This window comes from Streptomyces sp. NPDC086549, assembly GCF_044746205.1.
GTDB lineage: Bacteria > Actinomycetota > Actinomycetes > Streptomycetales > Streptomycetaceae > Streptomyces.
On sequence record NZ_JBIVBS010000021.1, the window covers coordinates 110,307 to 135,623 of the forward strand.

A 25,317-nucleotide genomic window follows, 5' to 3' on the forward strand; every position below is an offset into this window, starting at 1 on the left:
CGTCGGCGGGGAGGACTCCGTCACATCGGTGAGCGTCCGGCGCGGCCTCGGAACACCCCCGCGTCGGCGGGGAGGACGCGTCAGCGATCGCCGGGAAGATGAACGCCGGCGGAACACCCCCGCGTCGGCGGGGAGGACGCGATCGTCTCGGCCGGCGCGGGTGCCCAGCGCGGAACACCCCCGCGTCGGCGGGGAGGACTTCGAGTTGCGTCTTGACCCGGTTGTAGGCGGCGGAACACCCCCGCGTCGGCGGGGAGGACGCCCGGAGCGTGGCGTTGGACCGGCCGGCGACGGAACACCCCCGCGTCGGCGGGGAGGACCCGGGCTCAGACCCCCACGTGCCATCCGGTTTCGGAACACCCCCGCGTCGGCGGGGAGGACGTCCCGGGGTTCGGCGTCGTCGGCCGACGGGGCGGAACACCCCCGCGTCGGCGGGGAGGACTCGAGCATGTGGCCGGGCACGACGAGCGCGGCCGGAACAACCCCGCGTCGGCGGGGAGGACAAGGAGACGCCGCCGCCGGGCAGCATCAGCGTGGGAACAACCCCGCGTCGGCGGGGAGGACACTTCCTGACCTGCGACTCAGCGGAGCCTTTGTACTTTCTTTGCTTTCGCCTGCTCGGAAAGCACCTGGCGCCTCCCGGCGTGGTGATGCGTGTGTGCTCGGCGTTTTGGCCTGAACTCTGACGGTAGTCGTTGTCAGTGCCTCATGGTTGCCTCGCGGCAGCGTTTCGAGGAGGTTCGCATGCACCGCCCTGTTGTGGATGAGTCGGTTTGGGGGAAATCGCGGGGGCTGGATCCAGCGTTGCCAGCGTATCCGTTGATCAGGCATCTCCTCGATGCCGCGGCCATGGCTTTGTTCCTATGGGACCGCTATCTCTCCGGGAACCAGCGTCGGGTGATCACTGCTGGTCTGGGCTGTGGACCGGATGTCGAGCGCGGGCGCGGCCTGGTTGCGTTGCGGGCTGGAAGTGCACGGGAAGCGAGGCGGGGCCGGCGAGGAAGGTGCCGGGCAGGTTCGCCACGTCGGCGGCGGGGACGGTGAGCGCGAGGCCGGGCAGGCGGTCGAGGAGGCGTTCGACGGCGGTCTCGGAGATGACGCGGGCCAGTCCCGGGGCCGGGCAGGCGTGGACGCCCGCGCTGAAGGCCAGGTGCCCGCGGTTCCCGGCGCGCTGGTCGGTGTCGACGGCCACGGCCGGGTCGCTGTTGGCGGCGGCGAAGGAGATGAGGATCGGGTAGCCCGGCTGGACGGTGACGCCTTCGACGTACTGGGGGCCCTGGGCGTACAGCGGGGAGTAGTTCGGCACGGGCGGCTCGTCCCACAGCACCTCTTCGAGGGCGGCGGCGACCGGGGTGACGCCGGTGTACACGCTGCCGGCGAACCGCTCGCTGGCGAGGAAGCGCTGGATGCCGCGGCCGATGTGCTTGGCGGTCGGCGGGGCCGCCGCGCCGAACAGGAGCAGCAGCGTCTGCACGAGTTCGCCGTCGCTCAGCCCGGCTTGGATCAGGTAGCTGACGATGTCGCGGCCGGGCTGGGCCCGCTTGAGCTGCACCAGCTCCAGGCAGGCGGCCTCGAGCGCGGCGTTGGCCTGGGCGGCGTCGGCCCCGGCGGCGAACAGACGGGTGACGTGACGGATGATCCGCTCGCCGTGCTCGGGCGGGCAGCCGAACAGCTCGATGACGGTGAGCATTGGCAGCGGGTCAGCGTACTGGGCTACGAGATCGGCCTGACCGGCCGGGAAGAACGCGTCGATCAGCTTGTCGGCGACGCGGGCGACGGTGTCGGCGAGCGCGTAGGTGTCGATGCGGGCGAGCGCGCCGGTGATGGCGCCCCGCAGCCGCTGGTGCTCCGTGCCGTCCTTCCACAGCGCGTTGTCCCGGGGCATCATCATCTGCCGCGCCGGGCTGTCCGCCGGGATCTGCCCGGTTCGCAGAGCCTCCCAGTGGTAGGTGGGGTCCTTGTGGAACAGCGCGGGGGTGTGGCGCAGCAGGTAGAGGCAGGCCCGGTAGGTGACGGCGAGGTATCCGAAGACGCCGGGCGAGATCTCGACGGGCACGACCGGGCCGAATTCGCGCAGCCGCCGGTAGGTGGCCTGCGGGTCGGCGTCAAAGGCCGGGCCGTAGGTCGGCAGGGGCCGCTCGGGCGGCGGGATTTGCCCGCGCGCGGGGCACTGGGCGGTATCGGATACGTGGCGGGCGGTCATCGGGCGGACTCCGGCGTCAGGAGGTGGCGGATGAGGACGATCAGCGCGTTGCGGGAGCTCGTCGGCTCGCGGGCATCGCAGGTGACCAGCGGGGTCGTCTCGGCAAGGTCCATGACCTGCCGCAGCCGCGGCTCGGCGTGGACCGGAGCACCGTCGGAGGCGTTGACAGCGACCGCGTACGGCATGTGGAGCTGCTCGACGAGCTCGAGGATGGGATAGGTCTCGTGCAGGCGGCGGGTGTCGGTGAGGACGAGCGCGCCCAGCGCGCCGTACGCCAGGTCCTTGAGGATGTTGAAGAAGCGGGGCTGGCCGGGCGCTCCGAAGAGGTAGAGGACCAGGTCATCGGCGAGGTGGAGCCGGCCGAAATCCATCGCCACGGTCGTGGTGGTCTTCTGCGGCAGGTCGGAGTGGTCGATGCCTTCGCCGGCGCTGGTCATCACCTCTTCGGTGCTGACGGGCGCGATCTGGGACAGGCCATGAACGAAGGTGGTCTTGCCTGCGCCGAAGTGCCCGGCGATCAGGACCTTCGCGGTGCGCTCGTCCCCGCGGAGTATCGGGGGCTTAGCCTTGATCCACCGGGCAATAGCCGGTACAGGGCTTGGACATGAAGACGCGAATGCCCTCTGAGCTGGGACGATGGGACTTCCTAGGGTTCCATGTCCACAGATTCGGAGTGCATCCGCGAGATGCAATCTTCCCATGCCGCTTCGGCGGTGTCCGCCGCGTTCGATGACACGAACCTGGTCGCGTATGCCGGGCTGGTCCCGGTGATGCGGCTGGCCGAGCGGTGCGGGCTTGCCCGTCTGACGGCGCAGAAGGTGAGGCTGACCGGGGCGAAGAACAGCGCGGGTGCCGCAGCCCACGCCAAGGTCACCAGCATCGTGGCCGGCATGGTCGCGGGTGCGGACAGCATCGACGACCTGGATGTCCTGCGGCACGGTGCGATGCCGGCCCTGTTCGCAGGTGTCCGCGCCCCGTCCACGCTGGGGACGTTCCTGCGCGCGTTCACCCATGGTCACGCCCTCCAACTCCACGCCGTGCACCGCCGGTTCCTGGCCCAACTGGCCGCGCACACCCCGCTGCTGCCCGGCGCGAGTGATAAGGCGTTCATCGAGGTCGACTCCACCCACAAACGGGTCTACGGCCGCACCAAGCAGGGCGCCGAGTACGGCCGGTTCAAGGGCATCCGCACCCTGCACCCTCTGCTCGCCACGATCTGCACCCCCACCTCCCGGCCGGTGATCGCCACCGTGCGGCTGCGCCGCGGCAAAGCAGCCGACTCCCGCGGCGCCCCGAAACTCGTCAGCGAGGCCCTGGCCACCGCGGCCGAGGCCGGCTGCACGGGCATGCGCATCCTGCGGGCGGACGCGCAGTTCTACAACGCCGGTGTGATCGCCGCGTGCCGCCGGGCCGGGGCCCGCTTCTCCATCACCTGCGGCATGAACCCTTCCGTCAAACGCGCCGTCCTGGCCATCGACGACACCGCATGGCAGCAGATCACCTACACCACCGCCGTGCCCGATCCCGACACCGGCGAGCTCATCTCGGACGCCGAGGTCGCCGAGATCCCCGCCTACACCGCGTTCGCGAGCCGCAAGAAGAGCGAGCAGGTCACCGCCCGACTGATCGTGCGCCGAGTCCGAGACCTGGCCACACCCGCCATCGGGGAACAGGGCGAACTGTTCCCGGTCTGGCGCTACCACCCCTTCTTCACCGACAACCCCGCCCCCACCCTCCAGGCCGAGCGGGAACACCGCCACCACGCCGTCGTCGAGCAGGTCATCGCCGACAGCAAAGCCTCCGCCCTGGCCCACCTGCCCTCGGGCCACTTCCACGCCAACTCCGCCTGGCTGATCCTGTGGGCGATGGCCTACAACCTGCTGCGGGCCGCAGGCGCCCTGACCTCGGCCTTCCACACCAAGGCCACCACCGCCACCTTGCGCGCCCACCTCGTCCGTGTCCCGGCCCGGATCGCCCGCTCCGCCCGGCGCATCACCCTGCACCTGCCGAACAACTGGCCCTGGCAGCATGCCTGGACACACCTGTTCGACACCGTCCATCGCCCACCCGAGGCAGCCTGACACCCCCGACCGCCTCGCCCGCCAGGGCCCAACCGGAGCCGAATACGTGGAAGAGCTGGGCAGACCAGCGGATACTCCCTGCCCAACCACGGCCACGGCTCCACACCCGCCTCAGAAGATCACCCGCGAGCCACGTCGGTGGATCGAGGCTTAGTCCGAGTGGGTGAGCCCTGTTGTGTCGACGAACAATCCGGCAAATGCGGCTACGGCTGCAGTCAGGGCCGGCACGCTGTTCGGTTGGTTGCCGTGCCAACACAGTGCGCCCCCCGTCGCAATGGCTCCGAACAATCCGACCACTGTCAGGGCAACCCAGGCCCAGCCGGTGACCAGACCCCTTTTTGCAAGTGCCGAGTCTTTCTTCGGATTGATCACGGCTCCGAAGAGAGCAGCCACCACGACCGACAGGTTCTTCGTCAAACTCGACAGGTCGAGGCTCGGCACATTCCATGCAATCCACCCGAGGAGGACCATCAGGCCGACGAATGCCGCGAACAATACGCAGGAGGCGGCTTTTGCCTGTTGGCGAGTGAGGGTTGGGATGCGCCCGCCGGTGCTCGGTGGAGTGGTCATACGGGCGCGCTCCGTTTCGTATGGGCTTCGCGGGCCGGCGGGTCAGTGCGTCTTGATGAGCACATCCTGAGGTCGGCCCAACGAAGTGCCATCGCGCAGGATCACTTCATCCACGAGCTTCGGACTTGCGACCGGCGAGGGCGGCAATGGCGCCGACTGAGGTGTCGGCTGAGGCGGGGCCGGTAGGATGATCTGGCTGCCATAGGCGGGCGGTTGCGGCATGGTGCCACCACCCCCAGCGAGGTCGACCAGGTCCGCCAGGCCGCCGTCATTGTCCAACCGAGGTACACCGAGTGGCGGCAGACCGAGCAGTTGCAAGGCCGTCTTGGGCAGACTGACGTGCGAGCACCACCGGCTGTCGATGCCGGGACGGACCCGACCACCGAACATCAGCAGGGGCACCCGTGGCCCGTAGGCCAACTGGACGCCGTCCGGCGTGTATTCCACGTTCGGCGTGGCTACATGGTCATCGAAACCGCCCCAGTCGTCCCAGGTGAGCAAGAAGACCGTTTCGTCCCACCGTCCGGCCTGTACCACCGCGTCGACGGCCTGCCAGACCGCGTCCATGCCAAGTGATACATCCGCCGTCGGGTGCTCGTCGTACGGTTCGTCGTGCCACACCATGGCGAGCGTGGGCAAGGAGCCGTTGGCGGCATCGTCGAGGAACTGCTGTGACGGTTTGGCCGAGCGGATGATGTTCGCCGACCCCTTGAGCTGCTGGTAGAACTCGACCGGGTAGCCAGTGGCGCCGGTGTAGGCCTTCCAGCTCAGGTTGTTGTCCTGAGCGTGCCCCGGCAGGGAAGGCAGATCCCACACCGGTTGGGTGTTGTGGCGGGGGTTGCGCAGCGTAGGGGACTGGCCGCCGACGATGAGCAGGTGGTTCGGTGTCGAGTTGGTCCCGAAACCGGAGCAGTGGTTCTCCAGGAACGCCCCGCTGGCGGCCAGCCAGGCGTAGAACGGCAGCACCGAGGCGGTGTCGAACTGGACATGGTCACCGCTGGACTGCTGCGTGAGCCAGCGGTAGTAGGCATGCCGGTCGTGCGGCGGGTCCATCACCGGCGGGTTCGGCGTGACCTGCCAGCCGGTGGCGATGTTGGCGCCGTAGGCCGCCATGGAGAGGAAGTAGTTGTCCGTGGTGTGGTTCTCCTGAACCATGAACACCACGTGCTTGACGGGGCCTGCCGGGGTCTGTGGTTGCGTCATGGGCCACCCTCAGGGCAAAGGAACGTTGCACAATACGACAAATTGATTCACGCTCAGGCGTCTGAGCCCTACCGGACTGGCGAATCATCACCAGAGCGGAGCAATCAAGAGCGCGCCGTCAGCTGGGCTCCGCGGATCTGCTCCACTTCTCCTGTCACGCCGTACCGGAGGCGCGTCTGCGGCTCGACCGCCGTGGCAGCGGCGTCCGGTGTCGGACTACGGCTGGGGCACCAGCAGATCCTGCCCGTACAGCCAGGTGGCGACGGTCAGGGCCTGCTCGGCCGGCATGGTGCGGCTCCAGGTCCGCAGGGTCTCGGCGAGTGTCTGTCCGGCGTGCAGGGACGCGACCAGCGGGGCGAGCGCATGTCCACCGAGATAGGCCACCGGCCGGGGCAGCGCCGGATGGACGAGCGCGGGACGGAAGATCACCTGGTCGCCGACCACGCACGCGGTGCTTGTGAGCCGGCCGGCGGGTGCCAGGCGTACCCGCCGGTGCATCAGGGCGGCGAGGTCCGGGCGGGGCGTGGAATCCGGTCCAGGGTCCGGAAGGGGCCGGGCGCGGCGGCGCCAGAAGGCGTTACCCCGGTATGTCAGGTGTTCCGCGTAGTAGCCGCCGGCCCAGCGCGCGTGCTGCTCGACCGAGGCGTGCTGGCTGTCGCGGTAGTAGGCCAGCGCGGCCCGTCGGTCACCGCCCGCACCGAGCAGGGTGTGTACGGTGACCGCCCCGGCCATGGCGCTCTGCAGGGCCTTGTCCACCCCGGAGGAGGAGAGCGGGTCGATCGCGAACGCCGCCTCGCCCAGGCTGATGCGGTCCTCGGCGACGGGGTCGGGATCGAGGTAGCCGGTGGCGTCGCACACCGCCACCGCACTCGCGGGCCGGTCTGCCGCCAGCTCGCTGAGCAGCTCGGAGCCGGCCAGCAGGCCTCGCAGGAAATCGGCCCGGGAGGAGCGGTGGACACCGCAGCGGCGCAACTGCTCGGGGTCGGTCAAGGCCATGACCCGGTACTCCCCGCCCGGCAGCAGCGTGCCCCACAGCCAGCCGTGCGGTCCGGCCTCCAGGCAGGTCGGCGGGACTCTCCGGGTCCCGATGCGCCACGCCGCGTACAGTGCGATCGTCCGCGGGCCCGTACGCGTCACCCGCCCGCCGAGGACCCGCGCCCGCCCGGTGGCGTCGACCAGGAACCGCGCGCGCAGGATTCGGGGCCCGTCGGGGGTCGTGAGCGGCACCTCCCAGCCCGCCGCGTGGCGGCGGGGTCGGTGGGCGCGGGCGGGCTGGAGCACCGCGACGCCGACGGATCGGGCGGCGTCCAGCAGGAGTTGGTCGAAGCGTGCACGGCAGACCGTGAACCCGCTCGTACCGGCTGGCAGGCGAACCTGACGCACGTGCTCGTCCGCCCAGCGCACGCACGACCAGGTGGAGGCGAGGACGCCCGAGTCGCGTACAGCCCGCAGCAGCCCGAGGCTGTCCAGCAGCGGCCGGACGGCCGGCGTCAGCGCCTCACCCACGTGCGGACGCGGAAACGGGTGCCGCTCCACCAGCAGTGCCCGGTGACCCAGTTCGGTCAGTCGCCGGGCGCAGAGGGCACCCGACGGTCCAGCACCGAGCACGCACACCTCGGTGTGGATGCGACGGGCGGCTTCCGACCCGTCGGTCACGCCGGTGTCCCGCCGGCCGGCGCGGGGCGGAACCAGTCGGACCTGCGGCTGAGCAGCCGGTGGTACGCGCCCAGGGCATAGTGCAGCCAACCGCGGATGTACTGGCAGGCGGGGCGGCCACGGTCGATCACCTCGTGGTGGCAGCCACCGCCGCACAGATAACGCGCCCAGCACGAACGGCACGGCTCCTGGCGGTGCACATGCCGTTCGCCGAGCCAGGTCAGTTGCCGTGCACGGTCCACGCCCCGGTCGAGGCTGCCCAGCGCGCCCCTGGGATCGCCCACGAAGCGGTGGCAGGCAGCGAGCTCGCCCTCCGCGGAGACGCCCAGATACCCGGCGCCGGCACCGCAGGGATAGGGGCGATGGGTGCCCCGGTGGAGCTCACGCAGCGCGTTGGCGAGGTTGGCGAAAGGGTAACGGCGGCCTGCGACCATCTGTCGTTCGAACTCCTCACCACATGACACCATCTGATTAAGCATCAACTCTAGGTGTGCAGCTGACAGTTCGGCTTGGCCGGTCGGAGAGTTCAGCATGGGCGAGAAGCCGACGCTGTGGAAGCCGAGTTCGACGAAGGCATCCAGGGTTTCCCGCAGGGCGAGGTTGTGCGGGGTCACTGTCACCCGTGCCGAGACCTGCATCCGTTGCTGAGCCGCCAGCAGTGGGGTCACGTTGGTGATCACTCTCCGGAAGCTGCCCCTTCCGCCCCGGTAGGGCCGCAGCGAGTCGTGCGCCTCCTTGGTGCCGTCCAGGCTCACCGTCACCGCGAAGCCGTGCCGCTCGAAGAAGTCGGCGTCCGCGGCGGTCAGCGTGGTGCCGTTGGTGGTGATCGAGAAGGTCGCCTGCACATTCCGCTCCGCCGCGAGCCGGACCGCATACTCGGTGGCGGCGTGTACGACCGGCCGGTTGAGCAAGGGCTCGCCGCCGAGGAAGGCCAGGTTCACCCGCTCTCCCGCTGCGACCTCGCGAAAGAGCAGTTCCACTGCGGTGAGCGCGGTCTCGGCCGACATGCTGGTGGGTGTCCCGCCGAAGCTGCCTTGCTGGGCGTAGCAGTAGGTGCAGCCGAGGTTGCACTTCTGCGCCACGGAGAGCGACAGGGCGTGCACCGGCAGCTCGGCGGGAGGCCGGTCGTCGATCAGCCGTGGGGCGTCCAGCCCGAGTTCGGACATCAACCGGGACAACCCGGGGCCGTCGTCGGCGTGCCGTGCGCGGTCGAGGGCCAGGTAGGTCTCCGCGTCGAGGTCGAAGATGCGGTTGCCGTTGACCACCAGGGCGTGTCGGCCGACCTCGGTGCGCACCAGGTGGAGGTCGGGGCTGACCGGGGCGGACAGCTCGAACAGCTCACGGGCCGGTCCACCGGTCGCGTGCGGGGTGAGGGAGGGGTTCATCAGACAAGACCTCGTCAGGGGTTGTGCGTCGGCCGGCCGTCGTCCGGGTAGTCCCGGCCGCCGACGATGAATCGCAGGTGCGACTGCCATTCCCGGAACAGGTTCTCGTACGTCAGGAGGCGGGTGTCCCGGCCGTTGTCGAGCACGTACTCCTTGGGTTCGCGATGCACCGCGAGCCAGTTGTTGCCGACGCTGACGCCCTGCTCGTCCACGTCCACGTTGACGTAGTCCGGCCGGCTGGCCGCCCAGTAGTAGCAGGCGCACTCGCGGTAGTCGTTCTGCCAGGGAGAGCAGAGGCTGCGGGTGAGGTCGCCGGGCTGCACCAGCTGCTCGTCGATCACCGTCATCCAGCCTTTCGCCGCCTCGCTGACGGCGAACAGTGGACGGATGACCAGGTCGACGGAGCGCAGCGTGGCCGGGTCGTCCGGGATGCCCACCGGGCTGTCGCTAGGCTGCATCGTGAACTCGCAGGCCACCGGCCGTCCGGCATGGCCGTCCAGGACCTTGGCAAGGGAGTTGGACCATTCCAGCATCGTCACCCCGTCGGGGTTGCCGGCCGAGGTGAGCGGGTCGGACGTGCCCCTGGGAAGCTGCGGGCCGAGCAGGCTGCCGACCACCGGCTCACCGGCCACCCGGAGCAACCGGCAACCCTCCAGCTCCTGGTGGTCCGGATCGGCCCGGACCACCAGGTTGTCCGCCTCGTGCAGCTCGATGCCCTCGAAGATGCGGCGCCAGATGTTGCGGAAGTCGAACTCAAGACCGGGAAAGGCGTTGGAGATGGCGGAGGCGGCCAGAGTACTGGGCGGGTTACCGGCTGCCCGGTAGTGAAGCTGCGCCGAGAGGTTGCTCGGCCGGATCGAGGTGATGGGCTGCGGCTCGGTCATCCCCGCTCCTCGGGGTCGGAAGTCGAAGTGGCGGCGGGGCCGATGTCGGTGAAGATCGCCCGCTGGGCGACCTTGCGGACCAGGTCGACCTGGCGGCGGGTCAGCGCGAGGGAGCGGCCGTCCGCACCGCGCATCAGGGCCGGCATCTTGCGCCGCCCCTTGTCGGACAGGTCGCCGACGTCGTCGAAGTCGCGCAGCACGTCGGCGAACCAAGGCGCCGTGCCGCTGCGCAGGCCGGTGAGCACCTGCTGGTGCAGGTTCAGCAGCGCGCTGCGGTCGACCAGCGACGGAGCCATGATCGGCTCGTACAGACGGCCGGTGTCGTTGGTGTCCTGGGCGACCATGGTGGAGGCGCCACGGACCTGGCCGTTCACCGTGTTGCCGTTCAGCACGGCTGTGTTCATGAGCCGGACCGTGTCGAAGGCACGCCGGACCACCTCCTCGGCGGCCTCCGGCGACACCTGGCCGGCACCGACCGTGGGGCCGAACATGGCCTGCTCCAGCTCGTCCGCGACGGCGCGCACCGGGAAGCTGTCGGGAGCGTAGGCCGGCGGCCCTGCGCCGATCCGGCCGTAGGCGCTCAGCAGGGTACCGTCGACGGTGAGTTCGGCCCTGACCAGGCCGTCGCACTCATCGTCCAGGTAGCCCTTGCTGGCCCAGTTGCCGTTCTGTGCGGAACCGGCGTAGATCTGGGAGGGATTGGTGACCCGGGGGCTCGCGGGGTCGTCGTGGTAGCCGAGCCACGTGCCCCGGTTGGCGTCGTACAGCACGTCGACCACGTTCGGGTCGCGCTCCGGGTCGGGCCGGGGCGGTCCGGGCGGCGGCTGCTGCGGGCTGGAGCCGTAGACGCGGCCGGCGGCGGGGGTGAAACGCAGCCGGATGCCGGGGAACTCGGGGGTGGGCTTGAGGTATCGGACATGCCCGAGCGGAAGTGCCTTACCCTCCCAGAAGTTTGGGCAGGTGCCGTTGAGCGGGTGCACCGCGTGGTCGTTGACGGGGCCGACCCGCGCATCGATGCGGTCGTTCTCGTCACCGGTCCTGCGGTGGATCTTGTGGTTGGCCACGTGCACGGACCAGTGCACGTCCTCGGGCCCGAGCCCGTGACGGGCGAGCAGGTCGAGGGTCAGCGGTTCCAGCACGTCCTCCCGGTCCGGCTGCGAGGTCAGCGCCCAGACCTCCAGGAACGGAGCCACCGGCCGGACCTGGCCGTCTTCGGTGAAGCGCAGCGTCGGCGGGGTCTCGGCCGATGTGATGGCGCCGCTGTGCGGATCCAGCTGGAAGGTCGGGGCCGGCCGCACCTGCCGGGGCGCCAACGGGCGGTGCGGGTCGACCAGTACCTCGTAGTTGTCCATCGGCCGGGCGGCCGAGCCCAGGCGGCCGATCGCCAGGGGCGGCAGGATCCGGAGTTCCTTGATGGCCACGCTCTCTCCTCGTCGGTGGTTGGTCGGTTGCCGAGGGGTGTTCAGCGCTCGGCCAGAACGCGTTCGGCGAACTTCCGTGCCTGGATGTCGGTCTCGCGAAGCGCGCGCAGGTACGCCTCGCCCTCGGGCGTCAACCTCGTCTGGAGCAGGGCGTCGACGGCGAGCAGCGAGGCCTCGGTGAGATCGCGCTGGAGCAGCCACCGGTTGCGGTCGCCCGCCGGGAGGTCCAGCGTGTACGGCATCTCGAACGGCGGGCCGGCCAGCAGGCCGCCGTCCCGTTCGTGGTCGAGGGGGAGCTGGAGCAGCGTTCCCGCGACGGCCCGTAGGTTGTACATCTCGCCAAATGCCCGGTGGATCAGCGATCCACGCGCGGTCAGGGTGGCGCCGTTGTCGAGTGGGCCGATCAGGCGGAAGGCGTGTGCCACGTCGGTCAGCAGCATGCGGTAGCGTAGGTTGAACAAGTGGCCCCAGCGAGCGGCCTTGGGGTCGGTGATGGGGTTGACCTCGGGGCGCGGCTGGTCCGGTTCGAGGACCAATGTGCGCGTCAGTGCCAGAGTCTCCTGGTTGAGCCGGTGATCGGTGCGAGGGTTCTCGGCGACCCGCCGCGCGACGGTGTCCTGGTCGGGCGGGTCGAGCCGATCCAGCTCGCGGAAGATCGTCAGGAAGCGGAAGAAGTGGGAGAGTTCCCTCGAATCCGTGCCGGCCGCGGGGAGAGGTGCCTGCAGCGGAGGCAACGCCTCACCCTGCTCGCCGATCTGCTTCAGCGCGTTCAGGGCGGAGTCACGCGAGGAGACGCCAATGATCAGCAGGTCGGGGGACTGCGTCTCGGGCACGTTGCCGGCGTCCCGGCCGCGTTCGCCGAGGGTGTAGCCGCGACCCCACTCGTGCCAGGAGGCCTGGTAGGGCAGGGTCGCGGCCTGGAAGGCGGCATCCGGGATGCGATCGCGATCTCCCAGGATGTCGGTCAGCCGGTCGTAGAGGGCGCCCACGCGGTTCACCGGTGCGCCTTGCCGGCCCGCGGCCAGCTGCCGGATCCGCTCGGCCTCCTCGCCGGTCCAGTTGGGCGGGCTTTCCGCGCAGATGTACCGGGCGAGCGTTTCCTGGGTGAGCCGCCGGAGCGTGAACGGGAACGGATAGAAGTCCGTTCCCCACGGGTAGTCCTCACGGCCGAGGTGCACCGGGCCGCCGAGCGCGATCAGGAGGTTCTGCACGGTGAGCAAGTGGCCCATCTCCTCCTTCGCGATGCCGAGGACGACCTCCTGCCATCGCCGTACGTCTGCGCGCAGGCGCTCGGGGACCTGTGGTCCGCCCAGCGAGTACGCGGCGAAGAGGTACTGCACCATCAGGGAGTGCTCGATCTCCGCAGCGATGTGCAGCAGCAGCACGGCGTAGTCGCGCCAGTTGAACTCCGGCGGAAGGACGGGCCGGCGCGCCGGTGCGGCTTTGGCACCGGCGGCGGCCTCGGTGAGGACGGACTCCAGGTGCCTGGTCATCCTCGTTCGCATGGGTACCGTCCTTGGGCTCGGCGCGTCGGGGCGGCCCTTCCGTGGCCGGGGCAGCGCCCGCAGTGGCATATGCCAGAAAGTCTTCCTGCCGGGACGCGGGCATCCGGGCTGTGACACCCGGCCGGTGTGCGGCGCACATGCGCACAGGATGGCCTGGGTCGTGCGCTGGGGGCGCACCCGTGTTCCCTATGCGCCCCCAGTGACCTGGGCTCATTCGGCGGCGTGGCGGCCTGCGCAGTTCTCCTTGATCGCCAAACGCCGGAATCCGGTCCGGTCACGCAGCCGAGCGACGAGCCTGGACCGGCCTATCAGTCCCACCGCGCACGAGGAAGTGGCGCACATGGTCTCCGTAACCACCGCCCCCACCCCCTGCCGGCCTCCCCGGAAGGAGTCGAAGCCTGAGCGACCGGTGGCCGTGTCCGCGCGGCCCGGCCTCCGGTGCTGTGTACGGCGCGTCTACGGGCCATCTCGCACGCGCCGGACAACGCCTCGACCCGCTGCCAGACCCGTACCGTGCGCGCCTCGTCGACGCCCGCCGCCGGCCGAGTCGAGCGCCCAGTCCTGCTGCTGTTCGGTCGCCGAGTCCTTGCCGTGCGGTTTCGACGGCGTGCGCGGACCGCGTGCGGCGCGGACGCAGGAACGTGAGGCCCGGCCACCCTGGTGCACTTGAACGCGAAGGCGGTGTCGCGCAGTTCGCGGCGTGTGTGGGACGGCGGCCGTCGTCCGCGCGTCCAACGGCTTAGCGGCCGAGGCGATATGAGGGGCGGCGGCACCGTCACCGCCGCTCTGGATGACGACCACCGCCGTCCGGCGCCGGCCGCGTGACGCTGTCCCCGCGCCGCGCAGGCCTGACACCTATGCCGCCAGGCCTGTGCATGGTCAGAGGTCGGTGCGGCAGTACATCGTCACCAGCAGTACCGGGTCCTTGGACAGGGTCCGTTAAGGCTACGAGGAGGTCTCCAGCTCGTGGTGGTCGGCGCGTGCCGGTCACAGACCGCGCAGGAAGGAGAGCGAGGGCATGAAGAAGTACTCACCACCCTTCATGGTCACGGCCTGCACCATTGCAGGGACTTCCTGGCCCTCCGCCTTGCCCCACACCCGCGGCCAGGTCGCCGGGGGGCGATCGCCTTGCCCGATGACCTGGTCGAGGCCGGGGGCCGACTCACCTTCACCGGGCTCTGGGAAGCCGGGTTTGTTGGCCCAGGTGTGCTGCGTGAACTCGAACTGTTTGCTCAGATCGGAGTTGAATGCCATGAACAGCAGGCCGACGCCGGTCTCGGGAAGGTCGCCCTCGGACCGCTCGCCATAGGTCTGCCCGCGCCGCGCCATCAGGTGGCGGCGTTCGGCTTCCGGTGGCTGCCCGAAGCCGCCGGAGCCGCGCGGGTTGGTCTTGCGGATGTGTGCCTGGTACGGACACTTGTCGGCGGCGCCGTCGCTCGCGTAGTTGAAGTTGTTCATCACCGGGCTGTGTGCTCCGGGCGTGGCCTGCAGCGTGAGCGGAGTGCCGTCCTTGAAGCGGCCGACGAGCATGGCACCGGCTCGCTCGCGGTCGTTGTTCTCAAGCTTCAACGCATCGGCGAGGGCTTCCTCCGCCTGCCTGAACGCCAAGACGTTCTGCTCCAGCTTGCGCAGCACGAAGTAGCTGCCGAAGTCCGTCGCGGGGTCAGGTGCGGCCGGATCCGCGACCAGTACGCGTTCCAGTGGCTGGGTCGGGTCCCATACGGAGACTCCGTCGGTCCGGCGGAGCTCTTCCTCCAGGTCCTCGGTAAGGAACAGCGGCTGGCTGCGGCCGTCGACATAGCCGAAGTGCTCGATCCCATCACCGTTCGCATTGTGCATGCCGCGTCCCGTCTCCCTGCCGAGCACACGGATCGAGCCCGTCAGCAGGCCCTCAATCTCCTGGCGCTTGCTGTCCACCGGGCCGGCTTCGGCGCCGCCGACCAGAACGACGGCGTGGATCGTCTCCTGAAAGCCGGCTTCCCACTGCGCGACCTCCGGGTCTCCCAGCTTTTCCCGGGTCCCGTCGTCCCGCATCCCCCTCCTGAACGCCTCATCGGAGGGAGCCCGGTCCGCCAGTTCCAGCTGTTCGTAGCCTGCGAATGTCAGTCCCACACCGACGTAGGGCACGTCCGACACGTCCTTCGGCCCGTTCTCCTTGAAGGCCTTCACTTCCTGAAGTTGCGTCTTGGCCGACTTCACCAGCGGGGCCAGCCCGGTCAGGAACGCCCGCGCCTCCGCAATGGCTTCCGCGCCCTGGCCGAACTGCAGCAGCCGGATGTGAAGGTGTTCGCGTACGTGGCCCTTCAGAATATTGGCCTGCAGATTCTGCAGCATCGTGTCGGCGTCACCGGTGGCGTTCTTCCACGACAGGGGGTTGTTGAGATCGACGGGCATGCGGGCCCCTTTCATCGAGCCTGGGACGTGACGTCTTCCGGGCTGGCCTACAGGGTGGCCGGTGCCGGAACAGAAGCCCGCACCGTGGATGGGTCCGTCTACCTGGATCAGTCGGAGGCATCAGAAGGCTGTCGTGGGCGGTGCAGGACCTGATGTCCAGCCTGGCGGATCATTCAGTGATACGCGACTTGGCCATCACGTCCTCAGTTGCTCCCGACTGCCGACTTGCGTTCACCTGAGCGCGAGGTTGCCCGACAGCTTCCCGAGTGAAGGCAGGCTCCAGGAGCACCGTTCCTCTTCTACGGGCACCTCCGGGGAGGGCTGTCGTGCCGGTTTGCACTCCGACGAGCCGCGGCCAAACAGGTGAATGTGACAGCAGTCGACACGGGAATCCCTACCGGGCAATAGGAATTCCTCCCCGAGCACCGCTTCGACGTATCGCAACCCACGCCGACCGTACGGATGAACTCTGCCAGCGCGGTCTCGCACCTCCAGTGACGCACACCCGCCCTATTTCACAATGAATCAGAATCCCCCGTGAGCGAGAAGGAGACCACTGTGTCCGCGGTTCTCAACTATCGAAGCAACATGATCGTCGAACTGATGCGGATGCCCGCCGAGGAACACGACGAGCTGTGGCTAAAAAACGCACTGCAGCAGGCGGTCCTGCTGGAGCTGGCGACGCTTCCCCCTTACTTGTGCGGTCTCTGGTCGATCGAAGATCCGGACCGTGACGGCGACGTCTCCGAAACGATCAAGGAAATCATCTTCGACGAGATGTCCCACATGGGCCTGGTCTGCAACATGCTCACCACCATCGGCGGCGCCCCCCGGATCGCCGACGCGGCACTGGTGCCGAAATATCCCGGCCCACTGCCCGGCGGCGTACGGCCTGAGCTGTCCGTTTCCCTCACCGGCCTGACCAGGGAGGCGGTCAACATGTACTCCCAGATCGAGAGGCCCGACGACCCTGTCGTCGAGGACGCGGAAGTCCACACGTCCATCGGGGCCTTCTACACGCAAATCCTTGAAGCGTTCCGGAACCAGCCGCAGCTCATCAAGGGAACCAAGCAGGTCACCAGGGACATGTCGTTCCACGGCAAGGGGAACGATGTCGTCGCACTCACATCGCTGGATGACGTAGATGCTGCCATCATCATCATCAAGGAACAGGGGGAAGGAACTACCGCGTCGCCGGACAACCCCTTCCCGGGGCAGCCGGGGGAACTGGCCCACTTCTACTCCTTCCGGGAGATTTTCCACGGCCGAAAACTGGTCCTGGTGTCAAGCGACCCGCAGCGGTTCGACTTCCAAGGCGACGAGATTCCCATGCCACGGACCTCCCGCATGGGGACAGTCCCCACCGGTGGCTGGGAGCAGGGAGGGGTTCCGATCTCCAGTGAGGTGCGTGGACTCCTTGACACCTTCAATCAGCGCTACAGTGCGATGCTTCGGTCCCTCGAAAACGCCTGGCAGGCTGACCCGTCAAGTACGCCAACACCGGCACAATTGCTGAACCAGGCCGTCAAGGAGATGCGCAAACTGGAGAATCCGGCGCGGCAGCTGATGCAGATCCCACTGTCGGACGGCAGCGAGATGACCTTCGGTCCGGAATTCCGGTACGTCGAGGCCGGAGGGTGACAGAGAAGATCGGACCCGCACACAATACGGACCCGCCGACCGGTTCCTGGGAGGCCCGGTTCAGTGGCACAGAGCCGTTTCCACGACACCCCCTAGGCGCTTCTGGGTCCCGGGTTCAGCCCTCGTGAGCCTGCCGTGCCGCACAGCTTCACCGTTGTATTGATCACACCCCCGACGTTCAGGAGGCACTCGGAACATTGCGTCATCCGTTCTCCCGCACCGGCGCACCCGGCCTGGTCCGCGGGCCCGATCTGCGGTGGAGGGAGGGGTGAAGCTTCCGCCTCAAGCCGGGCCGACACCCGTGCTCGCGCAGCTCACGGATTCGTTCAGCCGGGCCCGGGCGACGAGCTCCTCGCAGGCGTCGAGCTTGGCGATGTGGACGGCGGCCGTCAGCGCCTCGCGGGTAGCGAAGCGCCGGTAGACCGTGCGGCGGTCGACCGCCCCGGCTGTCGCGATCGCCGCGATGCTCGTGCCGGGTCGAGCGGCGACAACGGGCCGATCTTGGCCCCGCTTCGGTGGGCCAGAGGCGGCGAAGGCGAAGATCAGGTGTCGGGCCGTACAGAAGATTTCAGTGGGCGTGGCTGTGACCTGGGCCCTGGCATCTTCTGTGCGGCGCCTCGGGGCGGTGCGAGCGCACCGATCACTTCGTACCTACTGGGTAGCGGGTGGCGATGCCACGCCACTGTTTGAGGCGCTTGATACAGCGTTCGACGGTGTTGCGTTGCTTGTAGGCCTCGCGGTCGAAGGTGGGTGGCCGGCCACCGTGGCTGTCGCGTCGTTTGCGGTGTGCCTGCTGGTCGGTGGGGATCGCGATCACTGCCGGGATTCCGCGGCGTCGCAGGTGTTCGCGGCTGGCGCGGGATGAATAGGCCTTGTCGGCCAGGACCGCATCCGGCCTGGTTTCGGGGTCTTTCGATGGGTCGTGGCAGCCGGACCTTGGCCAGGACGTGTTCGAAGGCGGGTGCGTCGCCGGCCTGCCCGGGTGTGAGGACGAAGCACAGTGGGCGGCAGAGGCCGTCGGCGGCCAGGTGGATCTTGGTCGTCAGACCGCCGCGGGACCGGCCGAGGGCATGGTCGCCGGGCTCGTCGGCCGGGGCCCCTTTTTTTGCGAGGGGTCCTGGCTCATGGCCGCGCTGTCAGGCGTTACGCGTAATCCGTCGACATACCCGCCATGCCCGGGGCAAACTTCACAGCCCGCCTCCGGGCCGCTGTGTGTCCGGCCGGTCCCGCCGGCACGCGCAGAGCTCGCTCAGGCCGCTCCGTCATCCCACCGGAACTCCGGACGGATCCCTCGCTTGATCAGGTCCCGCCCGAGGGTCTGAAGCTGGAACATGGCCGCCACGTTCGGCGGTGCGCCAGACGTCCAGCACGTCTCAAGGTCGACCAGCAGCTTCGACAGGGTGCGGTTTAACTCGGTCGAGGGGTTCGGCCGGGCCTGTGAGGACGCGAAGTCGTACACCTCCGGCAGGGTGACGGGAGCTCCGCTGAAACTCCACTTGCCGCCGGTTTTGACCAGCCGCTTCTGGACGTAGAGCTCCTTGAACAGGTAGTAGTGCGCGTGTCCGCTACCCCCCTCCTCCGGCGGCTGATCGGGGGAGCCCTGCGTCCCCTCCCCCTCGCGCTTGATCCGGTCGATCGTGTCGACCGCGTCGGCGACCGTTCTGATCGGCTTCGCGAAAGGCACCGCCACCGCGTGGGCCTTCAGGTCGATCGCCGGCTCGAGCTTCTGGAACGTCTGGATGATCGTGTCGTAGAAGGCGCCGATCGTGGCAGGCGGCCGCTCGCGCAGGAGGGCGATCGGGGGGAACTCCGGGTACTCGATCTGCATGAACACCGCGAGCTGGTGCTTGACCAGCGGCTTCAGATCAACCGGAAGCTGCTGCGGAATGCCGCCGGGCAGCTCGTCGGCCGGATAGGTCGGCAGGAAGTCCGGGTGCGCGATCGACGGCCGGCCGCCGATCGCGGCCAGCAGGTTTCCGGCCAGTGCGAAGTGGTTCATCTCCTGGCTGACGATTCTGTGCAGCGCACCCTCAGTGCGGTCCGGGTCGTCCTTGACCGACCACTGCGCACACAGATACGGCGGGATGGTGGCGAATTCCAGCCGCATCGCGAGCTGCAAGGCGCCTTTGAGGTCGTCCAGCGGCAGAACCCCCGCCTCGACGTACTCCCTGATGGTCTTCATGCGCGGAGTGTCCGCGGTCACCGAATCCACGCTACAGCCCCAGCTTCCTGAGTTCGTCGTCAATGATGCGCTGCGCCTCCGGCGGGACGCCCGGAAAAGCGAGCAGCGGCACGTTCCCGGGATACCCGATCGCCTTGAAGCCGATGTCGGAGGTGAAGTAGCCGGCGAGCAGCAGGGACCGGAACCTCGTGAAGAAGCTCCGGTCCGTGGCGGTGGTCGACGCGATCTGGTCGACGATCGCGCGCTGCCGGGAGCCGTCCAGTTCGACGAACCCCGTCCCGAACTGGCGCCGCGCCTCCGCTTCGACCATGGCAAGGCCGGTCGTGATGACGGTCCTGTGGCCCTGCTGCGTCGTGTAGGGAGCACTCACCCAGTCGTCGAGGAAATCGGCGATCCCCATCGCACTCGGCGCCGGGTACTCGGCGGTGCCCGGCAGAACGATGTCGGCGAGGGCCCCGACGAGTGCGCGCTCGCGCTCCGAGAGGGTGCGCGACCATGGCGTGTGCGGCGTCACGAGGTTGGGATCGGTGCCGTAGCCCTGCGGTGCGGTGCCGGCCTCGGCGGCACTGTGCTGGTCCATTTTTTCCTTTCGCTTCCGTTGTACCGTCATCCGGTCGCGCTCGCTCGGCTGTTAGGTGCCTGGCGTGGTCAGATGCCGCCGCTCCTCAGCAGTTCGAGGATGCGGGCCGAACTCCGCGCGGCCAGGGCCAGGATGGTGAGCGTGGGGTTCTTGTCCGGGCTCGACGCGAATGAGGCGCCGTCGACGACGAACAGGTTCCTCACGTCCCAGCACTGGTTGTAGGCGTCGAGCACGGAGCTCTGCGGCGAGGTCCCCATCCGCGCGCCGCCGACCTCGTGGACCGCCCCGCCGCCCTGCGGCATCGCGATGGGACTGGTGTCCGGCGCGCCGCCGAGCAGGCTGAAGACTTTGTTGAAGGTGTCGCGCATGTGCGTGACCTGCCGGACTTCCGGGTTTCCCCATTTCCAATGGAACCGCAGGACCGGAACGCCCCACTTGTCCTTGACCGTCGGATCGAGCTCGCAGAAGGAATCCTCGTTCGGGATCATCTCGCCCTCGCCGATGAGAGTGACGGCGGTGCCGTACCTCCGCCGGACCTCCGCCCGCAAGGCGTCGCCGTAGATCGCGCTGCTGTTGTCGATCAGGCTTCCGATGCCGGTGGTCGGCATCCTGCGCCCCCCACGCGGCTCGATGTGGTACCCGCGCGGGAACCCGAGCTGCCCGGCAGCCTGCTCGGGCAGCAGCCACCACGGCACGTAGATGTGCGGGGTGAAGATGCCGTCGTCGTTCAGCACGGGGAGTTTTTCGAGCATCGGAATTCGCGACGAGCGCGAGAACTCAACCGAGTCCATCAGGTACTTGCCGACCAGCCCGTGGCCGTTTCCGATCCCGTTGGGGAACGCGGCGCTTCGCGAATTGAGCAGGATGCGCACCGACGAGCAGGTTCCCGCCGCCAGCACCACCACCCGCCCCGTGACCGAGAACTCGGAGCCGGTCACCCGGTCGTTGTAGGTGACCCCGGCGGCCCGCCCGGTCGCGTCGACGTCGACCCGGGACACCATGGCGTTGCACACGACGGTGAGATTGCCGGTGGCGTGGGCCGGAGGAATGAGGACGGTCGTGCTCTGGAAGTTGGAGCGGCTGGAGCAGCCGCGGGTGCACTGGGTCGAGTACAAGCACGCCGCGCGGCCGTTCAACGGGCGGGTGAGTACGGCCGCCCGGATCGCCGCCGTCTTCATGCCCAGGTGCTCGAACGCCCGGCTGAGGACCATCTCGAAGGCGCGCGGGGGCGGCGGTGGGAGCTGGACGCCGGGCGGGGAGTCGGGGGCGTTCTCGATCCCGTGGGGAAGGCCGGTGACACCGATGAGGCGTTCGGCCTTGTCGTACCACGGCGCCAGGTCGGCGTACTCGATCGGCCAGTCGAAGCCCAGTCCGTCACGGGTCTTCGGCTTGAAGTCGTACGGTCCGAAGCGCAGCGCCACCCGACCCCAGTGGTTGGTGCGACCGCCCAGCATCCGCGGCCGCCACCAGCTGAACTGATTCGACTTATCCGGATTCGGAGGGTCCGCCTGGCTGTAGGGCTCACCGACGATCTGTGAGCCGCCATCGACGGTGGCGTCGTAGAAACCCTGCGGCTTGTCCGACGTCGAGGCCGCCCGCAAAGGCGCGTCCTGCGGAGTGTTGAACATCGGCGTCTCGGTCCCTGGATCGTAGTCCCGGCCCGCCTCCAGTATCAGGACGCGAGCACCCGCTGCACAGAGCTCGTGCGCCGCCATTCCGCCGGCAGCCCCGGAGCCGACGATAATGACGTCGAACGCCTGGATATCGGACAAGAGATCACCTTTCACCGGATATCACTGCACAGCGCATAGATATCACTTTCAGTGAGCTTCTTCAGTGTTGCCGCTCCAGGGTGAGGATGGCTTTGGCGATTGACGTCATGCGGTTTGGGCTGCATCGGGATCTGCGGAAGAGCTGCCAGGACTTCAGGCGTGCGACGCCACGTTCGACCGGTGCCTGTGCCGCGGTCAGGGCCCGGTTTGAGGGTCTTCTCGGTGAGGGTGAGTTCCTGCAGGGGCTTGCGTTTGATGCCGGTGCTCACCCAGGGGCCGCCGCCCTGGTGGGCGAGGTCGGCCAGGATTGGGACGCCCTGGCGCTCGCAGATGCGGATGATCCGGTGGGTGCGGGCGGCGCTCAGATCGTGAGCCCGGCCGGGCAATGCGGGTGAGAGCCACAGCAGCCGGCCGCCCGGATCGGTGACCACCTGCACGTTCACCCCGTGCCGGCGGTCTTTGTGGGAGTGGTCGGCCCGTCCGTCGCCGACCCGGTCGCACTCGGCGAGATGCGACCACACCATGCCCAGCTTCTCCAGCTGCTCGATGCGTTCCTCGTCCAGACGGCCGCGGGCGTAGAACCTCCTGGCGTCGGCGATCCACTGCCCGAGCGGGTACCCGGCGAGTGAGACCGGCCACCCCTCGGCTCCTACCGCTTGGTCGTCGCCGCCGGGCACGCGGTACGTGAACGGCACCTTCAGGTCGCCGTGCTCGCGGGCGTAGATGACGGCGGCCTCGATGCCGCGCCGCCAGTGCTCGTGCTCGGGGTTGAGGACGCGCAGGTTGATGAACGCGGCCAGCTGCGCCGGGTCACGAGGCGTGCTGAACTTCAGCAGCTCTTGGGCCGGGACCGACAGCCGGTCGCTTCGGTCGCTCTCTGCTCTCGTGCTTTCCAGTTCTCCGCTGCGGGTCTGTCAGAGGCCGAGGAGGTTCAGTTGCTTCCTCGCTGCCGTGTACGTTCCATCGTCGATCGCTTCGGTGCTCCGGAGGCCCGCGACGCAGGTACGCAGCCGTCCCGGGGCGCGCAGGTCCCGTGCCACCACCGCGTTGCCCGCTACGGGTCCGCCCCAGCTGATCAAGTCGTCGCCGATGAGCAGAGCGAGGTGCTGGGTGGCGGCACGCAGCGGCACCTGTCGTTCCTGTTTTTCTGCCGCCGGGTGTGTTGCTCTTCGGCTTCGGTCTGTTCCGCACGACAGGATGCGGCGTAGCTCTGCTGCCAGTCCGGATAGTGCGGGTGCGCGGCGATGCGACGACGAAGGTCGTCGAGGGCTCCGAGGCGGCCAATCTGCCGGTTGGGTATGTTCGGGCGCAGCGTGTAGCGCGGTGCGTCTTCCGCCGCTTCCCCGAAGGCCGCAGGGTCGACGGCACGCCAGTAGTCGGGAAGTTGGTCACGGTGATGGTCCTGGCGGTCGTGGCCGTCACGCGTGCGACCGCTGTCTCCCTATCGGCCACCGCTTCGCGAGCGGTGTAGAAGCGCAGGATGTCGAAGGGACGGGCGCGACGTCGCTGGTCGAAGATCACCACGAGGTCGTCGACGGCGACCTCAGTCGCCGACGTGACCGCGGGAGCTCGCACCTCGGTGGGGAGAGGCGGCAGAAGCCCTTCGTGCACGCGCCCGTAAGGCGTGGGCAGATCATCGTCGTGGGCCCACAGGCCGGCAACGATGGTGCGCGCGAGCGTCGCGGTCCAGAGGCGTACATCCTCGATGAGTTCAGCAGTCATAGAACAGTCCTTCGGCCTTCAAATCCGTGGCGCGACCTGTGCTCGCCGCGCTCTGACGAGTCCGGAACGTAGGTCGTGGGCCCGCTCGGGCCTGCACCGCCGCGAATTGCCGTACAAAGGTGAAGCCCGCCGGCCGCTTCCCACCTGATGTAACGGTGCCTTCTGGACCGCGAGGCCAGGTTCCTCGAGCCACTGCGCCGACCCGGATCGCAGTCACCGGGTTCGCCGAGCGCACCCTCGACGGGCACCGCTCCCGGGTCCGGGAGTCGGGCGTCCGAGTGCTGCACCGGCCATGCCAGGGCGGGTACGACGCCATGGCCCTCACCCTGGCCCGGATCTTCGACGAGCGGTCCGGGACCACCGGGTTCGTGGTGCAGAACGAGTCGGCGGTTGAGCCGCTCCTCGCGCTGCTGCGCCGGCAGGGCCGGGCCGTGCCCGAGGACGCGGCGGTGGTCGCGATCTGCCCGGAGCAGGTCGCCGTCCAGGGCCTCGGTGCGGCTGACCTCGGTCGCCGTCCTCGCGCAGGAGAGGGGCCGGCACGCCGTGGAGCACCTGGTGGCCAAGCTGGACGGGCGGGGCGGCGACGAGGTCGTGCTGCTCGCCCGACGGTACGGGCGAGTTCGGGACCGGCGCCGGCCGCGGCCTGACACCCTCCGGTCACGCCCGGTTCGGGGCGCGCCTCTGCCCGCTTCCCCTGTCTGCACTCCTCGCTCCAGGAGCACGCCGTGCATCAGAATGCCGTCGCACAGCCCGAGGTCGGCCTCGCCCAGTCCACCCCCACCGTCGGCACCTTCTGGGAGCGGGACGGCGCGCTGCAGTGGAGCGGCCGCCAGGAGACGGTGCGGATCGAGCCGTGGGGTACGGACGCGGTCCGGGTGCGCGCCCGCCCGGCGGCCCGGTCCTCGAGGGCCTGCCCGGGGCGCTCCTCGACTCCCCGCCCGACCGGACCGGCACGGTGAAGACCGCCGACGGCGTGCCCGTCCACGGCGCGTGCGTAGAGCTGGACCACCTCGTCCGCCGGGGGCGGTCGCAGGTGGGGGTGATCGTGCAGCACACCCGCAGCGTGCCGCCCCCGGCCCGGGCCGTCAGGTCGGCGCAGGCGAACGGCGCCCGTACGACCCTGCGGCTGCGCGGCCACCAGCAGCGCATTCTGCACGCGGCACGCGCCGCCGACCCGCACACGGTGCTGGTCCTGACGTCGGCGTACCCGTACGCGGTGGACGTCTCCGGGCTGCCCGTCGTGCTGTGGACGGCGCACGCGCGGACAGGCGGCGGGCACGGCCCTGGCGCGGGTACTGGCCGGTGACGTCTGTCCCGCCGGCCGTATCCCGCAGGGTCTTCGGGAGCAGCTCCGAGCCGTCCTCGCTGTGCAGGAAGCGGACCAGGCCCTCGGCATCCAACTCGACGGGTCAGAGCGCCGGCCGTCAGCCCCGTCGGAGCCCCGCCCGCGCCGTGAACTGCCGGCCCATCGCCGTCTCACGCTCGCCCCCGGTGAGAAGGCCGAGGTCTCCTTCGAAGCACCGCTCAGCGCTTTGGAGTTCTGGGACGTGGCGCAGGGTCGCCGACGCCTCGAACGGGGCTCGTACTACGTGCCGGCCGGCACGTCCGGCGAGGACAATCCGCCTGCGGACGACCGTCCTCCTCCACGGCGAGCCCCCGGGTGCCCGCGCCCGGTGGTCCGACGCGGCCTGGCGGGCGCCGACTTCGACGAGCAGTCGGGCATCGCGATCGTGGACCGGACGAAGCGGCGGGCGACGCGGTGACGCCGGCGGAGGGCGGAACGGGCGAACTGATGTACCAGCGTGCGACTTCGGCACGGGGGTCACCGCATCACCGCACTGACCGCCCAGCTCGCGGGCGAGGGCCCGCTGGAACTCTCCCTGGACGGCGGTCCGGTCCTGGCGTCGCTCATCCTCGACACCCCCACGGCCGACGCCTACACCACCGTGGTCGCCGGCCTCGTCACCGAGGGCGTGCACGACGTCCGCCTCGGACTGCGCGGTCCGCTACGGCTCGCGCACGTCGGCTGGTGCCGGGCCCCTTCGACACGGCAGCGGCTCCCGTTGCAGGTGTGGCGGCTGCTTTCGACACTAGAAGTGAGCAGAAAAATCCTCTGAC

17 protein-coding genes, 5 pseudogenes and 1 CRISPR repeat array (1 of these 23 cut by a window edge) are annotated in these 25,317 nt (G+C 69.2%); of the genes and pseudogenes, 6 read left to right on the plus strand and 16 right to left on the minus strand.

Annotated features, from left to right (window positions below):
- Nucleotides 1-564: direct repeats of the CRISPR family, unit length 29 nt; unit sequence CGGAACACCCCCGCGTCGGCGGGGAGGAC; it begins 379 nt to the left of the window's first position.
- A gap of 180 nt (nt 565-744) precedes the next feature.
- A pseudogene (locus ACIPSA_RS43165) lies at nt 745-900 on the plus strand (HD domain-containing protein); the annotation flags it as partial.
- A gap of 1 nt (nt 901) precedes the next feature.
- Here ACIPSA_RS43165 and ACIPSA_RS43170 read toward each other — a convergent pair.
- Both ACIPSA_RS43170 and ACIPSA_RS43175 read right to left on the minus strand, forming a co-directional pair.
- Nucleotides 902-2,203, minus strand: a complete 1,302-nt coding sequence (locus tag ACIPSA_RS43170; RefSeq protein WP_402645551.1) for a cytochrome P450 — start codon at nt 2,201-2,203, stop codon at nt 902-904.
- Entirely contained in the window at nt 2,200-2,787 is a 588-nt protein-coding gene (locus tag ACIPSA_RS43175) for a GTP-binding protein (protein WP_402645626.1), read from the minus strand. Before ACIPSA_RS43175 ends, ACIPSA_RS43170 begins: the two co-directional genes overlap by 4 nt.
- A 102-nt stretch (nt 2,788-2,889) precedes the next feature.
- On the opposite strand from ACIPSA_RS43175, the gene ACIPSA_RS43180 reads away from it, so the two are divergent.
- Nucleotides 2,890-4,284: an IS1380 family transposase gene (locus ACIPSA_RS43180; RefSeq protein ID WP_402645553.1), complete on the plus strand. Its 1,395-nt coding sequence runs from the start codon at nt 2,890-2,892 to the stop codon at nt 4,282-4,284.
- 150 nt (nt 4,285-4,434) lie between these two features.
- On the opposite strand, the gene ACIPSA_RS43185 is transcribed toward ACIPSA_RS43180, so the two are convergent.
- From ACIPSA_RS43185 to ACIPSA_RS43220, 8 genes are all read right to left on the minus strand, one after another.
- A complete protein-coding gene (locus tag ACIPSA_RS43185; protein WP_402645556.1) occupies nt 4,435-4,854 on the minus strand; it encodes a hypothetical protein in 420 nt (139 codons plus the stop codon).
- A 42-nt stretch (nt 4,855-4,896) separates the two neighbouring features.
- Nucleotides 4,897-6,009: an alkaline phosphatase family protein gene (locus ACIPSA_RS43190; RefSeq protein WP_402645559.1), complete on the minus strand. Its 1,113-nt coding sequence runs from the start codon at nt 6,007-6,009 to the stop codon at nt 4,897-4,899.
- 264 nt (nt 6,010-6,273) lie between these two features.
- The gene (locus ACIPSA_RS43195) at nt 6,274-7,713 is read right to left on the minus strand and encodes an NAD(P)/FAD-dependent oxidoreductase (protein ID WP_402645562.1); all 1,440 of its coding nucleotides are present in this window, start codon (nt 7,711-7,713) and stop codon (nt 6,274-6,276) included.
- Nucleotides 7,710-9,098, minus strand: coding sequence for a radical SAM protein (locus ACIPSA_RS43200; protein ID WP_402645565.1), 1,389 nt, complete (start codon nt 9,096-9,098; stop codon nt 7,710-7,712). Before ACIPSA_RS43200 ends, ACIPSA_RS43195 begins: the two co-directional genes overlap by 4 nt.
- A 14-nt stretch (nt 9,099-9,112) precedes the next feature.
- The gene (locus ACIPSA_RS43205) at nt 9,113-9,982 is read right to left on the minus strand and encodes a LodA/GoxA family CTQ-dependent oxidase (RefSeq protein ID WP_402645568.1); all 870 of its coding nucleotides are present in this window, start codon (nt 9,980-9,982) and stop codon (nt 9,113-9,115) included.
- Entirely contained in the window at nt 9,979-11,403 is a 1,425-nt protein-coding gene (locus ACIPSA_RS43210) for a hypothetical protein (protein WP_402645571.1), read from the minus strand. Before ACIPSA_RS43210 ends, ACIPSA_RS43205 begins: the two co-directional genes overlap by 4 nt.
- A gap of 41 nt (nt 11,404-11,444) precedes the next feature.
- Nucleotides 11,445-12,908 (minus strand): ferritin-like domain-containing protein, encoded by a 1,464-nt coding sequence (locus ACIPSA_RS43215; RefSeq protein WP_402645574.1) that lies wholly within the window; start codon nt 12,906-12,908, stop codon nt 11,445-11,447.
- 987 nt (nt 12,909-13,895) lie between these two features.
- Nucleotides 13,896-15,302: a Dyp-type peroxidase gene (locus tag ACIPSA_RS43220; RefSeq protein ID WP_402645576.1), complete on the minus strand. Its 1,407-nt coding sequence runs from the start codon at nt 15,300-15,302 to the stop codon at nt 13,896-13,898.
- A gap of 537 nt (nt 15,303-15,839) precedes the next feature.
- Between ACIPSA_RS43220 and ACIPSA_RS43225 the strand changes: the two genes are divergently transcribed.
- Entirely contained in the window at nt 15,840-16,943 is a 1,104-nt protein-coding gene (locus ACIPSA_RS43225; protein ID WP_402645578.1) for a ferritin-like protein, read from the plus strand.
- A 658-nt stretch (nt 16,944-17,601) separates the two neighbouring features.
- On the opposite strand, the pseudogene ACIPSA_RS43230 reads toward ACIPSA_RS43225, so the two are convergent.
- The 6 genes and pseudogenes from ACIPSA_RS43230 to ACIPSA_RS43255 all read right to left on the minus strand — a co-directional run.
- A pseudogene (locus tag ACIPSA_RS43230) lies at nt 17,602-18,010 on the minus strand (IS5 family transposase); the annotation flags it as partial.
- A gap of 182 nt (nt 18,011-18,192) precedes the next feature.
- Nucleotides 18,193-19,125, minus strand: a complete 933-nt coding sequence (locus ACIPSA_RS43235) for a ferritin-like protein (protein WP_402645580.1) — start codon at nt 19,123-19,125, stop codon at nt 18,193-18,195.
- Nucleotides 19,126-19,156: 31 nt separating this feature from the next.
- Entirely contained in the window at nt 19,157-19,705 is a 549-nt protein-coding gene (locus ACIPSA_RS43240; RefSeq protein WP_402645583.1) for a gluconate 2-dehydrogenase subunit 3 family protein, read from the minus strand.
- A 68-nt stretch (nt 19,706-19,773) separates the two neighbouring features.
- A complete protein-coding gene (locus ACIPSA_RS43245; protein WP_402645586.1) occupies nt 19,774-21,477 on the minus strand; it encodes a GMC oxidoreductase in 1,704 nt (567 codons plus the stop codon).
- Between the two features lie 61 nt (nt 21,478-21,538).
- Nucleotides 21,539-22,208 (minus strand): annotated as a pseudogene (locus ACIPSA_RS43250) (transposase family protein); the annotation flags it as partial.
- Between the two features lie 183 nt (nt 22,209-22,391).
- Nucleotides 22,392-22,607, minus strand: coding sequence for a hypothetical protein (locus ACIPSA_RS43255; protein ID WP_402645588.1), 216 nt, complete (start codon nt 22,605-22,607; stop codon nt 22,392-22,394).
- An 807-nt stretch (nt 22,608-23,414) separates the two neighbouring features.
- On the opposite strand from ACIPSA_RS43255, the pseudogene ACIPSA_RS43260 reads away from it, so the two are divergent.
- The 3 genes and pseudogenes from ACIPSA_RS43260 to ACIPSA_RS43270 form a co-directional block, all read left to right on the plus strand.
- Nucleotides 23,415-23,846: pseudogene (locus ACIPSA_RS43260) on the plus strand (substrate-binding domain-containing protein); the annotation flags it as partial.
- A gap of 78 nt (nt 23,847-23,924) precedes the next feature.
- Nucleotides 23,925-25,000, plus strand: a pseudogene (locus ACIPSA_RS43265) (glycoside hydrolase family 3 C-terminal domain-containing protein); the annotation flags it as partial.
- A gap of 1 nt (nt 25,001) precedes the next feature.
- Complete coding sequence (locus ACIPSA_RS43270) at nt 25,002-25,316, plus strand: hypothetical protein (RefSeq protein WP_402645591.1); 315 nt, start codon at nt 25,002-25,004, stop codon at nt 25,314-25,316.
- The last annotated feature ends 1 nt before the right edge of the window (nt 25,317 follow it).